The sequence below is a fragment of the Halanaerobium congolense genome (assembly GCF_004366375.1).
GTDB classification, from domain to species: Bacteria; Bacillota; Halanaerobiia; order Halanaerobiales; family Halanaerobiaceae; genus Halanaerobium; species Halanaerobium congolense.
Genome location: NZ_SOEF01000030.1, coordinates 20,388 through 33,993, shown reverse-complemented (window position 1 = coordinate 33,993; position 13,606 = coordinate 20,388). Strand labels below are relative to the sequence as shown.

The 13,606-nt window shown below is 29.5% G+C and carries 11 protein-coding genes and 1 pseudogene; 4 read left to right on the top strand and 8 right to left on the bottom strand.

The genetic code is table 11. From position 1 onward, the window contains the following. From C7954_RS10425 to amrS, 3 genes and pseudogenes are all read left to right on the top strand, one after another. Positions 1–603: transposase (locus C7954_RS10425; RefSeq protein ID WP_134059941.1), on the top strand; the 603-nt coding region annotated here is incomplete at its 5' end. Between the two features lie 764 nt (positions 604–1,367). Continuing rightward, positions 1,368–1,499: pseudogene (locus tag C7954_RS13815) on the top strand (zinc ribbon domain-containing protein); the annotation flags it as partial. Between the two features lie 107 nt (positions 1,500–1,606). Further along, the gene (amrS, locus tag C7954_RS10415) at positions 1,607–2,476 is read left to right on the top strand and encodes an AmmeMemoRadiSam system radical SAM enzyme (protein ID WP_089720576.1); all 870 of its coding nucleotides are present in this window, start codon (positions 1,607–1,609) and stop codon (positions 2,474–2,476) included. A gap of 630 nt (positions 2,477–3,106) precedes the next feature. Here the strand turns inward: amrS and C7954_RS10410 are convergent. The 8 genes from C7954_RS10410 to C7954_RS10380 form a co-directional block, all read right to left on the bottom strand. After that, a complete protein-coding gene (locus C7954_RS10410; RefSeq protein WP_073159496.1) occupies positions 3,107–4,258 on the bottom strand; it encodes a plasmid pRiA4b ORF-3 family protein in 1,152 nt (383 codons plus the stop codon). Positions 4,259–4,554: 296 nt separating this feature from the next. Next, positions 4,555–5,568, bottom strand: coding sequence for a DUF1998 domain-containing protein (locus C7954_RS10405; RefSeq protein WP_134059939.1), 1,014 nt, complete (start codon positions 5,566–5,568; stop codon positions 4,555–4,557). After that, positions 5,546–6,556, bottom strand: a complete 1,011-nt coding sequence (locus C7954_RS10400) for a helicase-related protein (protein ID WP_089720573.1) — start codon at positions 6,554–6,556, stop codon at positions 5,546–5,548. Before C7954_RS10400 ends, C7954_RS10405 begins: the two co-directional genes overlap by 23 nt. An 80-nt stretch (positions 6,557–6,636) precedes the next feature. Continuing rightward, a complete protein-coding gene (locus C7954_RS10395) occupies positions 6,637–7,080 on the bottom strand; it encodes a hypothetical protein (RefSeq protein ID WP_073159490.1) in 444 nt (147 codons plus the stop codon). A gap of 128 nt (positions 7,081–7,208) precedes the next feature. Then, entirely contained in the window at positions 7,209–7,376 is a 168-nt protein-coding gene (locus C7954_RS13715; RefSeq protein ID WP_159432608.1) for a hypothetical protein, read from the bottom strand. Further along, a complete protein-coding gene (locus tag C7954_RS10390) occupies positions 7,377–11,477 on the bottom strand; it encodes a hypothetical protein (protein WP_089720571.1) in 4,101 nt (1,366 codons plus the stop codon). Between the two features lie 109 nt (positions 11,478–11,586). Beyond that, positions 11,587–12,279: an McrB family protein gene (locus tag C7954_RS10385; protein ID WP_256208210.1), complete on the bottom strand. Its 693-nt coding sequence runs from the start codon at positions 12,277–12,279 to the stop codon at positions 11,587–11,589. 95 nt (positions 12,280–12,374) lie between these two features. Beyond that, positions 12,375–12,944: an MrcB family domain-containing protein gene (locus C7954_RS10380; protein ID WP_073160905.1), complete on the bottom strand. Its 570-nt coding sequence runs from the start codon at positions 12,942–12,944 to the stop codon at positions 12,375–12,377. 113 nt (positions 12,945–13,057) lie between these two features. On the opposite strand from C7954_RS10380, the gene C7954_RS10375 reads away from it, so the two are divergent. Beyond that, a complete protein-coding gene (locus tag C7954_RS10375; RefSeq protein ID WP_073160903.1) occupies positions 13,058–13,585 on the top strand; it encodes a hypothetical protein in 528 nt (175 codons plus the stop codon). Positions 13,586–13,606 lie beyond the last annotated feature (21 nt).

Below are 13,606 nucleotides of genomic sequence, written 5' to 3'. Positions count from 1 at the left end.
GAACTTCTAACAATGACAATTGCAGATTATGAAAATGCCAATCAAAAAATTGAACTTTTAAGAGATAAAATAGAAAATATTTTAGTTCAAAATCCTGGATTATTACTTCTGTCTGTTCCTGAAATTGGTGTTGTAACAGCCGCAGAATTCAGTGCTGAAATGGGTCCAGCCACTCAATATGATTATGCAGGCCAGGTCATTAAAACAGCTGGAACCAATCCCCTGGTTAAAGAATCAGGCGGTAAAAAAGCAAGATATGGCTCTATTAGTAAACAGGGTAATCCATCTTTCAGACACATTGTCTACCTGGTAGGAAAAAGTCTAGCTACTGGTAAAACTAATCCCTACTTCAAATCTTATGCAGAAAGGTTACGGAAAAGAGACAAAAATCCAAACCAGATATATATTGCAGCTGGCAATAAATTTATTAGAGTAACCTTTGCTATGTTGAGAGATCACAAACTATTTGATCCTCCCATGTGGAAAGGCGAATCGTTAACCAGTAATATTTTTGATAAAATTGATAGCCCAGAAAACAAAGAAATTGCTTTAAAAACACTGGAAAATTATCCGGGCGTTAATTCTTCAAAATTAACTGGTTAACTACAAATATATTTCATTAACAAAATAAATTAGTTTTCTTATGCTGAGGGGATATCGTAATTTCCTGGAGGATAACCATAACCTCGTTGTATAGCGTGATACCCCTCGCCATCATAAATGCGGATTAAGTACGTTAAACTTAAAAAGTTAGTATTAACGCCAGGTTGCATCAATGTGATAAAAAAGGCGAGGAACTCTCGGACAAAAACTAATTTGTTGATGATTTTAAATATCATATGGTTTCTTGTTAGGTTGTTGCCATAATTTTACATTAAGGTAAAATGGGTATCTCTGTGCATTTTTTCTAAAAAACTATTGACAATTATACGCTAGCTAACAAGAAAATTTTTGATCAAATTATTGATCATATCATCATCAAGATTTACTTGACCATTGTTGGGTTTTTCAGTTATACTTTTCATGAGGAGTCCTCCTAGTGGTTGTGTTTTTTATTACGCTAATAAATATATTCAACCACTCAAAGAAGGATTCCTCTTTTTTACTTTAAAAAATAGCTAAATTTAATTTACACAACTTATTATACATTACTCCAGATAAATTTGCTTTACAAAATGTTCTTAAAGATTTAGATAAAGCTTTTAATAATTTTTTAGCGGCAAATATGATTTTCCCCAGTTCAAATCCAAAAGAATATTAAAAACTCTTATCGGACTAATAAGTTTATCAGAAAAAGTGGAACTACCAATATTGAAATAAAGGATAATAAGATTAAGCTGCCTAAATTGGGATGGGTTAAATTCAGGAAATCTCAAAAAGTTAAAGATCTAAATATTAGAAAGTGGAAGTGTCCTGAATATGGAAAAGTTCATGACAGGGATATTAACGCCAGTATAAATATTTTAAATGAAGAGTTAAAAATACAAAAGGCAAGCTAGAGGATATACCGTAAGACTTACGAAATTTTAAGCCTGTGGAGATGGTGGATTACCACTTCTTAGAAGCAGGAATCCTCGAGAGCTTGCCCCGAGGAGGTTCAATAATTATGAAAGAAGCAATGCTTTATGAGAAATTGAATGACCAGAAGGTTAAATGTTCTGTCTGCAGCCACAGATGTGTGATCAAAAAAGGAAATAGAGGTATCTGTCGAGTAAGAGAAAATCAAGAAGGAACACTTTATGCTCTTAATTACGGGAAGACAGCTGCTGCTAATATTGATCCGATCGAGAAAAAACCTCTCTATCATTTTCTGCCACATACAAAGGCTTTTTCAATCGGTACTGAAGGTTGTAATATGAAGTGCAGCTGGTGCCAAAACTGGAGAATATCTCAGAGTCCAGAGCCAGATAAAGCTGTAAATGGTAGAAATCTTCCTCCAGAAGATGTGGTTGAGCAGGCGCTGAATAATAACTGTGAGTCAATAGCTTATACCTATACTGAACCAACAATTTTTTTGGAATATGCTCTAGACACTATGAAGATTGCTCATAAAAAGGATCTTAAAAATGTCTGGGTAAGCAATGGCTATATGACTAAAGAAACTCTGGCTGAAATAATTCCTTATCTTGATGCAGCAAATATTGATTATAAAGGGCCAGCTGAATTATATGAAAAATACACAGGATCCCGCTTAGAACCGATTAAAGAAAATCTAAAGTATCTTTATCAGGCTGGAGTCCATCTTGAAGTGACCACTCTTGTCATACCAGATTTAAATGATAAAAAAGATCAGTTAGAAGAAATAGCCCAATTTATTGCAGATGAATTAGGCAGCAATGTCGCCTGGCATGTAAGTCGTTTTTATCCAGGCTGGAAAATGCAGGATAGATCTAGAACTCCAATAGAGACAATTAAAATGGCAAAATCCATCGGAGAAAAAGCCGGGCTCAAATATGTTCACATGGGAAATGTCTGAGCTTAATAGAATAGGACCAGCTTTTCAGCTGGGACCACTCGTCAAACTGCACGTAAAGAAAAACTGTAGATGATAAAATAGATTTTACAGAAAACGATAAATAAGATTTTACGGATATTGCTAGATAATGTAAAGTAACTCTGTTTTTTCTCTGTAATAGCAGCTATCTTAGAGATTTGCTTTTCATGCCCTGTTCTAAACACTGCAGATTTTCACCTTTAAAAAGCTAAACATAACCAGTATTACTTTGTGGAAAGCTGAGATTTAAGTGGCGAACTTCATAATCAGTCATATCAAAGTATTTATTAATTGTTTTACGATCATGATTCGTTTTTCTCATTATTTCAGCCACATTCACATCTTTCTTAAACTATAGTTCTTTGATATCATTAATATCAGTCATTGTTAATGTCATCTCCATTTTCCTTCCTTATATAAGTTGTGGTTGACTTAATATAAGGGTACGGTATTTTGGAGTGACTGCAATGACTTTTTCATTCTGCAATAATAGGGAATTTTAGTTTGCAATTCCCGATAATTTTAGTATACAACAAATATTTAGTAATTAACTGCATAATTGTTTTAATTAAATAATATCACTCTATTATTACAAAATTGTAAATTTTCCCCTTAAAAAGGATACTGAACAGGATTTTCACCTTTGGAACCAATAATCTCTGCCTGCTCAAGTTCTGCTTCATCCAGATAGGATTCAGTTTTAATTTTAAATTTCCATTCTGTTCCATAATCAAAAATGTACAAAAATTCCTGACCTACTTCCAGTCCCAACTCAGAAAGCTTTTTTTCTACTGCATTAAACCCTCTACCCTCTTCGATTCGACCATATCCCGGACCATCCCAGGGCTTATTTGACATAAAAAATGAATAAAGATGATCATCATCAAAATCAAAAGCAGCTTGAATTGCCTGATGTAGATCGGCAAGCGCAGCGGAAGCAGCAATTTTCACCTTGCGCCAAACTTTCCCCAGCTTAATTTTAAAAATATAATTACCTTGCACCTTTTTACCTACAGCTCTTGGAATAGTACCGCTGATTTCTGGAAAAATATCAGCAAAATCGATCCAAAATGGATTTTGATAGGCCATTCTGGCACCATAAATTCCAAATTCATAACCGATCTTCCTTAAAAAAGGTAAATTGTAATCTCTAAAGGACCAATTATTTATCAGGATTGTAATTATTGATTTTCCAGCTTCAGTTAACCTGAGTTTCATAAAATCTATCCGCCAAAGCCCCAAATAATTTAAATATTTGAGAAAAGCTCCCAGATAAAATTTTAGCTGATCATTAACAATTAAATCTTCATTAGCCATTAACTTATTTAAATATCTTTCTAAATTAATTTCAATATTATTATCATTTTTAGGAGTCTGCATTTTCTCAAGATCACAGTCAAGCCAGAATGTTTCCAGTAGAAATAAATATTTTTCTGCTTCTGATAATTGTTTATAAGCATCAAAGTTTTTACTCTTAATTAGGTACTTAGTGCTGCGGCTGTAATCAATTTTTAAAACTTTACCGGCAAGTGCAAGATAATAAAAGAAATTTAAAAGTAAATATTTATATTGAGGAGTTCTATTATGACATTCAGAAAGCTGATCTGTCTCCATCAGTTCATTTAACTCCAGTAATGTTCCCCCATTAATAAATTCCTGAGTTTTGCTGATTTTAATTTTTTCTTTATTAATTTTATCCAGAAAATTATCAAAGTCACTTATTATTTTAGTTTCAAATTTAACTTTATTTATAATAGTTTTCACCTTCCTTTCCAATTTTATCGGGATGAAAAATTAACCCAACTGTTTTTACAATATTATAACATAAAGCCTTAAAAAAGAACATTTATAAAAAAATAAAATCCCAGAACCTGAAAATTTCCAGACCTAATACTTTTTGTGAAAGTATTCTTTTTAATCAGATTTACACTGGCAATAATTTCAGTCTCTTTTGTCTTGCGCTGCTCAACTGCTCCCAGAATAAATACAACTAACTGGTCCCTGGCACTAACTGCATCATATATGCTATTTTTCTGCTGATTAATTTTTTGACTTTTAATTTAATCTATCAACTTCAAATTATCAATAAATTCTATGACATATTTTCTCTTTAAAATATCGTGACAGTATTCATTACTATAATTCCTTAAACAACCATAACAACTAGTATCTCCTTCATCCCCACCGCATTTACATCTGCTTACTATTTCTCTAGTTTTCTTTAATACTTTTTCAAAATTATTCTTTTTAATAATTCTTTCTACATGTCCGGCACCTCCTGGAACAGTATCATAGAAAACTAAAGCAGGATTTAAAGGATCTCCAGTATAAGGATATAAGCAGCCATCAATATCTCTTCTTTCAATACCTAGAGCTTGACTAATACCTTCCAACATTCCATATAAAACTGATTCCCAATATCCATCTTTTTCCTGATCAAAATATGAGTTTTTAAATTTCAATTGAAAAATATCAGTATTATATTCATATCCTAAAGAAAAAACTTTTCTTTTACCTGTACAATCTTGTCCCCAGGGAGTATTATGTTTACTAATAGATTTATTAGTATTAATTTCGGTATAACCACAATTTTGACAAACTGAAAATTTATTAAATCCGGCATGATTAATTACTGCTAATTTTCCTCTTTTAGCTGAAATGAGCTGTGCCTCAATTCCATTAAAATTATACTCTTTTATTAACTCAGAATCTTGATTATATTCTCCAGTAAAATATTGTCTGCTTGTATAAGTTTTCTCTGGTCTACTCAATTTGGGTTCTTCGGGTTTATCAGATATAAATCCAAGTTCAGGCGTGATATAAGTACCCTTCATTTTCCCTATTTTTTCACCACAGGCTTGACATCTATCTAATTCATTTTCAGTTTCTGCTATTTCACTCTGATAATGACCACAATGTTCACATATTGCATATTTACGTCTAATTAAATCTTTATTTGGTAAAGTTTTTAAATAACGACTTGTCCATAACTTCCCCCCAGCAACTACTTGACTGCCTGGAGCATATTCTGATAGAGCTATTTTAAGATCTCTAGTTAACTCTATTGATAACATTTGCTTTACCAAACTTCTTTTGCTCTACTAAATTAGCTTGAACCTTTTCTAACTGCTCAATATCATTTTCTAATTCTAAACGAGCTAAATTCATAACTCCCTTTTCGCCTATTAATTTATTGATCCATTTCCAATTATCTAAATCAATCTCAGAAGCATCAGGCATAATTTTTTCTAATATTATTTTTAATTCAATCGGTTTTTCTTTTAAGTATCTGTAGAATTTATCAATACCATCAGAAAAAAAGAAATCTTCTACAGCACCAAAATATTTAGCATGTTCTCTCCAAAAATTAGCTAAGGCTGCAGCATAAATATGTCTTCTAATTATTTTATCATTTTTAATTTTAAAATGGGGAGGCTCAATATTCCCGCTAATAATATCTAAAGGATTTTGAAAATAAGTTAAATCATGTGATCTTCTACGAGCAAAAGTCAGAGAAAACGCTGTAGAATCAGTCCTTCTTCCAGCCCGGCCTGCACGTTGGATATAATTTGCTGGTGTTGGAGGAACATTTCGCATAAAAACTGATTCTAATTCCCCAACATCTACTCCTAATTCAAATGTAGTAGAACAGCTTAAAACATTTACATCTCCATTATTAAATCGACTTTGTATATCTGCTGCAGCTTCAGTTGTTAACTGAGCTGTATGCTCTTTACTTTTCATTTTAACTGGCAGCTTATCTAAATATAAATTCCTGTAATGATTATTTTTATATAATTTTTCTGGACTGCATTTTTCTAATCGACCAGAACATTGATAAGTTGGACAGGTGCCCTTAACATTATGAAGAGTAATTCGATTACAGGTAGGACAATAAAACCAATCAATTGAAGAATCAACAATTGCAGGTTTTAGCTGCCAATAATCCAGTTTCAAACGGTACATTTGACCTAGATTTTGGCTATGAATAGTGGAAAAATAACCATTAAACATGCTTGATTCACTATCAATATTTAAACCTGAATCCCAAATTTGCCGCAAAATATCCAGGCATTCTTTTCGTGATAGTTTATTGTCTAAGCCCTTTTCTGATAAACGCTGTAAGAAATCTAATCTTGAGTTTAATATTCCCTTTCGGGTAGGGAGCCAGCTATAAATATTATATTCTGAAGATTGTTTTTTAAAATAATATTCTCTATTACGGGGTTCAAAGAAAGGATCTTCTGGAGAAATATTATCAGGAAATAGTATTGCTCCATATTTTCTAAAGCTGTGTAATAGAATTTGGAAAAGTTCCCAGGCTTTAGTTTCATTGGCTTTAGATCCCAGCCAACATTGTTTTCATTTACCTCTTTTTGTTCTATTTTTAATTCAGAAGTTAACTGTTGGTAGAGAGAAGTTGTTAATACACTTGTAACAGCATCTCCTCCTAAAAGAAATCTCCAGACTATAGAGCCGATACTTCTAACTGATCTACATGCTGAACATTTATGAACTTTTCCTTTTTTAGCAGCAACTTTTATAACTTTAATTGGATTAAGATTACAATCACAACCAGAAAACAAACTTCCATTAGCCCTTATATTACCACACTTCGGACAAAGTAAATATTCTTCTTCATAACTCTTATTTTCGTTTATTGCTTTAATTTCATCTTCATTATCTATAGTTTTAAAAGCTTGATCATCAACAACTAAAAAATATGATAAACTGTTGTTATCTTTATAATCTTTCTGACTGGGTTGGTGTTATCTATCAACTGTGTTTGAAGTTCTGAATCTTTTAGAGAAAAAGTAGTTGCTAAATAATCAATATATTTACCTACTATTTCGTTAGTACTTTTTATAGGATCAAGACTCATTTATTTCAACTCCTCACTAATTCTATTATAGTCAACATAGTATCTAACAGCTAATATATGATATTTGCTGTGCTTATATTCAGAATGATTTTTATCAATAGTATCCCAAAATAATTTTTGACATTTTTTACAATAAGTAAAACCATCTTTTTCTCGATCAACAAAAAGAGATAATACAGAATTTTCGAATTTATAATAAAAACTTACAGGGTTATATTCTAATTTTTCAGGCTGTAAATTGTTGTCTTTTTTATTACAAATTATTAAATTTCCTTCATATCTTTCCTCATTTTCAAATTCTAATTTAGAAGCATCTCTAATTTCTGTTATTTTATAATCATAGTTTAAAGGAAATTTATCTCCATTTTCGTCTTCTACTTTAGTTATAACAAGTCCTTTATCTTTAATAACTGCAATAAAATCCTTTTTATCTCCAATAGTTAAATCAAAAACATTCAAGGTATTATCTGCTGGATATTTAGCCTCTCCTGAATTCCAGGTATCTTTTTCTTTAAATTGAAGCCGGTATTGATTAGGAAGTATTTTTTTCTTTAAATTGACTATTAATTTATTATTGTTATTGATTTCTTCAGAAAAAATCTTTTCTTTGCTCTTCTTATTCCACAATATTATATTTTTACCGTGATCTCTTCCTAACTGCTGCCATCCTATTTTAACTATATTTTCCTCTTTTCTATATTTTACAGAAGGATTTATTATTTCCCATTTTGTTCTAATCTTGAATAAATCATAAACATTATCATTTCCTGTTTTTAAAGATATCTCCTGTACTGAATTATTGCTATTTTTTATATCATCAGCAAATCTCATTAAATCAAAGATGAGTTTATTTCCTAATTTTTTAGATCTAATTTTTTGTTGATCATTATTTAAAATCAAATCTGCATTATCAAAGTCAAATCTATCAATATTATTAATAGCAAGTTGAGCTTCTTCCTGATTATATAGATCCTCATGCCAAATTTCTTTAACTCTGCTTTGATCTGTTAAATTTAATTGTGGACTCTTTATTTCCCATTTAATAATAGGAATAATCAGGGATAAGGAAACTTTAAATTCATTATCTTTGATTTCAGAAATAAAATAACCATTCAATAATTTAATTCCAGGATTAAATTGTATTTTTAGCAGCTGATTTTTGCTGACTACTTCTCCATCTTCATAATCAAAATAATAATTCTCAGGTAACTTTAATTTTACCTCAGCATAATCTTCTGTCTTAATAACTGGAGGATAAACATCTTTATCATACTTAATATTGAATTTAGGAAGAACTAAAAAAGAAAAATCAATATTTTTAATCATACTGTGCTTTGAACTTCTTTTTCTTAATCTTACTTCATATAAGCCATATTTATAATTGAAGAAATTATTTAAATAAATATATACCATCTTATTTTTAATTTTAATCTGATTTTCTAATTTTCTTAAATTAATATTAACAATTTTTTCACCTTTATTTATTGATATCCTTAGCTGCCATAGTCTTAGGTTTGTTAATTCTTTAATAGTAAACAATAAAATTGGTGCTTTTTCTAAATATACTTTTTTATTTTTGCTTTTTAAATTGCTGCTGATCTCTCCTGCTATTAATTGAGGCTCTATATAGTTGGTCTTCTTAAAGGTTTCAATCACAAAACCATTTTCATTTAGTATATTTAAAATTTCAAGATCATCCATACATAATTGATAATAGGAATATTCTGAAAAATTACCAGATAAGCTTTCTTTCTGCATAACAATATTTTGAGGCTCAATTTTAAAGTTATTTTTTAAAATTAAACCTAATTCCTGATAAGCTAAAGGATTTAACGAGAGTACTCTATTTGATTGCAAGAAATAGAAGTTTTCTCGTTCAAATTCAGTTTCTAATATTACTTCGTCCTTAAAAATAATTTCTAAAGAAATCATTTTCTGATTCTGAGGAAACTTTATTTTTTTAAATTCAGTTTTCAATAAATCTTTTTTATGAACCTGTAAATCAAGTTTTATTTTTTTAATAACTTCATTGTCTTTATCTTTGATAACTAAAATTGGCTGTTTTAATTTATTGGATTGGGGATATTTTATTATTTGCTCTGGTACTGAAATTAATAATTCATTTTTTTCATTAATATATTCTAAATATGGATTCTTATTATAAATTCCATCATTATCATTTGGGGAATTTGCTTTATCAAAGTCATTCCACCATTTTTTTAATCTTTCGTTAATTCTATTTGTCAGAACTGAAGGACTTTTATTATCTTTTTCTTTTTTTAAGGTGATTAAAGATTTATATACAAAATCTACAGCTATATCTTCAGCTTGAAAAAGAAAAATACGGCTGGGTTCAATTAAAGAATATAGTCGCTCAGGATAGGCTTCTAATTTTTTTTGATCAGTTTTCAATTTTTTCTTTTTGCTTTTTAAATCAGATTTTAAATGAATTAATAAATTTTTTATTTCATTTTTATTTTTAGAACTAACAATATCTAGCAAATTATTTAATTTATGTTCTTGATAATCTAATTCTTTTTTTAATTTATTTAACTTCTTTCGCAGTTTTCTTTCTTCTTCTAAAATACTCTTCCCAATTTCAATACCTTTATCTCCTGAAATGATATTTAATTTCATTTTATAATTTTTAATTTCTTCTAACACTGAACGCTTTCGATAGATTAAAGCTGAAATTTTTTCTTCTATAATTTTTGCTTTTTTAGCTAATTCTGCTTCAATAAACGAATAATTAATTCCTGTTTCTGGCTCTAAAAAAGAAAGCTTCTCTTCTAATTTCTTTTGATAAGTTGAATTAGTTTCTTTTGATTTATTTACCTTATTTTCTATATTTCCTTTTTTTAATATTAAATCATTTATTGACTTTAATTTAGTAAAAAATACTGATGGTAGTTCATTATATATGTGATTTTTTAAAGGTAAATCTTTAAGTATTTCCTGGATATCACTTTTTATTTTTTTCTTTTCGCCTTTTAAAATGAAATATTGATTTTTAAACCAAAAGATAATTTTACTAAAAATACCTTTAAGAGTTTCAGCATCAATTTTAAAATTATTATACTTCTTATAATTAGACAATTTTATTGAAAGTTCATCAAAATTAATATTTTTTATTACCTTGACAACTGTTAAATCTAATTCTTGATCAAATATTCCACTACTTTCTTCTCTTATTTTAGCCTGTATTTTTTCTTTCTTATTTTTTAGATTTTTAATTTTTCGCTGCTCTTCTTTCTGTAATTTAAGTAATTCATTACTTTTTTTCTTTATTGATTCAATTTCCATTATTTTAGCTTTATAATTACTTATTTCACCTTCTACAGCAGCAAGGTTGTTAGTTTTTTGTTCTAAAAAATCAGATGGTAATTCCAATAATTGATCAATTTCTGTTATATTATTTCTATTTTTAATAAGTTTATTTATTTTTATTAATTGTTGATGATTCTCTAAAGCAAGCTGATAATCATTAATTTTTGCTCTGAGATTTTTTGTTTTATTTTTAAGAGTAGAGATATCTTCACATAAATTTTTATGTCCTTTATGATCCTTACGAATATTAACAATTCTTTTTTCTACATCTTCTATAGTGAAAGAAAAATCCAGGAAATCTCCACATTCTTTATATAAAAACTCCTCAAAATACTCCTGTAAATAATTATTAACTATTAAAGCATGGGCCAGTATTTGATTGACATATTTATTTCTACCTGGGTCCAATTTAATTAAATTATATTTTTCAAGGGTATAATAAAATACTTCTCCTAGTTTTTCATGCAACCGTGTATTGTCCTCTTCTAATTCAAGTTCCTTATATACAGGTCCCCAGAAGTTGCCCTCTTGATAATCTTTAATTCCGGTATATAACAAAAAGAGTGCAGTAGTAATAGGAGCTTTTCGTTTAAGATAAGAAGGATTTGTATTTAAAATTTTTATTTTATCTTTCATAATCTCACTAATATTATTTATTTGATTTTCATTTAAATCTATTTGCCCCAATAATGATATTTTAGGAATTAATTTGATAAAAGTTTCTTCATATTCTCTTATATTATTAGATTTATCAATATTAGCTTTATAAAACATAATAACCCCTCTTTTAAAAAATATATTTTTTTACAGCCAGTAAGAAGTAAAACCATCTTCTTCAAAGCGCCGCAGCATATATGCTATTTTTTCTGCTGACTCCGGATACTTAAAGCTTTCCTGATTTGCCTGATAATAGTTCCAGTTCTTCTGTTGTTCTTCTGACTTCAACTTCTTTAGCAGGCAGCAGATCTTTTAGATTTAAATACTTAGTTTTTAGAAATTGATTAGTGACTTTTAAGCTCTGAGCCTGATCAGAATAATCTTCCTCCAAAAAGGCTGTTAAATCGATCTGATTGAATTCAATTGTATTTGCTCTATCTAATACCTTTTTGCTGAATGGATGGGTTGTTTCGTCCATATTAACCGTTCCAATGAGATAGAGGTTGTCCGGGATATGTAGATTTGAGTATCTAGCCTTAGAATCATTGCTGTCATTTTGATCAAAATCATTTTCATTTAGTAACCTATCTGTTTTTATCTGGTCACCATCATAGTGACGGGTTTCCATCTTTGATAAAAAGTCACTAAAATAATATTCCACTCGGGCTAAGTTCATTTCATCAAGACAGACTAAATAGGGATTAGCAGGATCTTCAGCAGCTTTTTTGATTGTTTCTAAGATCGGGCCAGGCTGAAAATCTCCTCTGATATTGCTGTAACCTAAAAGATCTGCACTGTCATTCCAGTCTGGTTTAACTGAAATCAACTTAAAGCGATCATTTTCTGAGCTGCAGCCAATTGCTCTGGCAAATAGTTCTACCAGTTTTGTTTTACCTGTACCTGAGATACCAGCAAGCAGGACAAATGGCTTTGTTTTTAGAGAAAGATAGAAGTTTTCAATTAGGTTATCGGGATAGATATAACCCTGAGCTTTGATGTAGTTTTTGATTTGAGTTAGTTTTTCTTTTGTTTTAAGTCATCCATCTTTTCAGAAACTCCTTCTCCTGTTTCAATTTCAACTGCATCTAGTTCTAAATAATATTGTTCATAATATTTCTGATAACAGATATTTGATAACTCATAAGCTTTACCTTTACCAGATTCAGCAAGATTAATTTCATTATCTGTTTTAAAACCATCTAAATCCATCTCAGCTCTTAATTTATCACGGTTATTTATAAATTCTTCTTTGGTACTGCGAGTTACTCCCTGGTTAAAGGTTAAGTAGACTCTCTCCATATCTTGTGAAAAGAGATAAACTACATAACCCCCTTCTTGAGTTGTAGTTGTTACATCTTTATTCATTATTGCAAGCCAGGGAACTTTAGCCCAATTCCCCATTCCAATTGAGCCTTTGATTATATAATCATTTATTTTATAATGTGAAGAAAGTTTTTCTTCTAGAAATTCTGGCAACTGATGTCGCATTAAGTCTCCTAGTTCATGCCCAGCAAATTCTTCGTGTAATCTTGCTTCTTTATATTCTGAAACTATTTTGATTAAGTAATCTTTAATTGATGACATTGTATCTACCTCTTTTTATTTTCCCGTATAATATTCTGAAATTTACAGAAATTTATTTCCTTTTTATAGAAATTATGTTATAATTAATATAATTTAATGGAGGTGAACCAAATATGAGTTTTACTGATGACATGAAGGAAGCTAAAGCTACGCTCAAAAAAATTAAAAATTATGATATTAACGGTTTTGCTAGAGAATTAAAATATTGGATTAGAGAACTACACTTTTTTTATAATATAATTGTTCCTAACGAAACAAATAATCCATCAACTTCTTTTTATAAAATAAAACCAGCAAATAGGCCAACCACAGGACAAATTGCATATTTTAATTTAAGAAGAGGATATCCAAAAGAAATTTATGGTGGTCATTACTGCTATATATTAAAAGATTTTGGATCAAAATATTTGGTTATTCCTACAACATCAGTAAAAGAAAATTCTAATCCTCCTAATTCTAAAATTGAAATTGATATTAAAATTAAAGATTTTAAAAATGATAAAACTTCTCGACTTCATTTAAGTGATATGAGAGCAATTGATATCCAGCGAATTAATGAACAAAAATCTATATATGACATCAAAGAAAAACCAGCAGATCTTAACCAAAAAATAAGTGAATTTTTGTTTGAAACTGCTTGACAATTGACTGATAAAATAGTA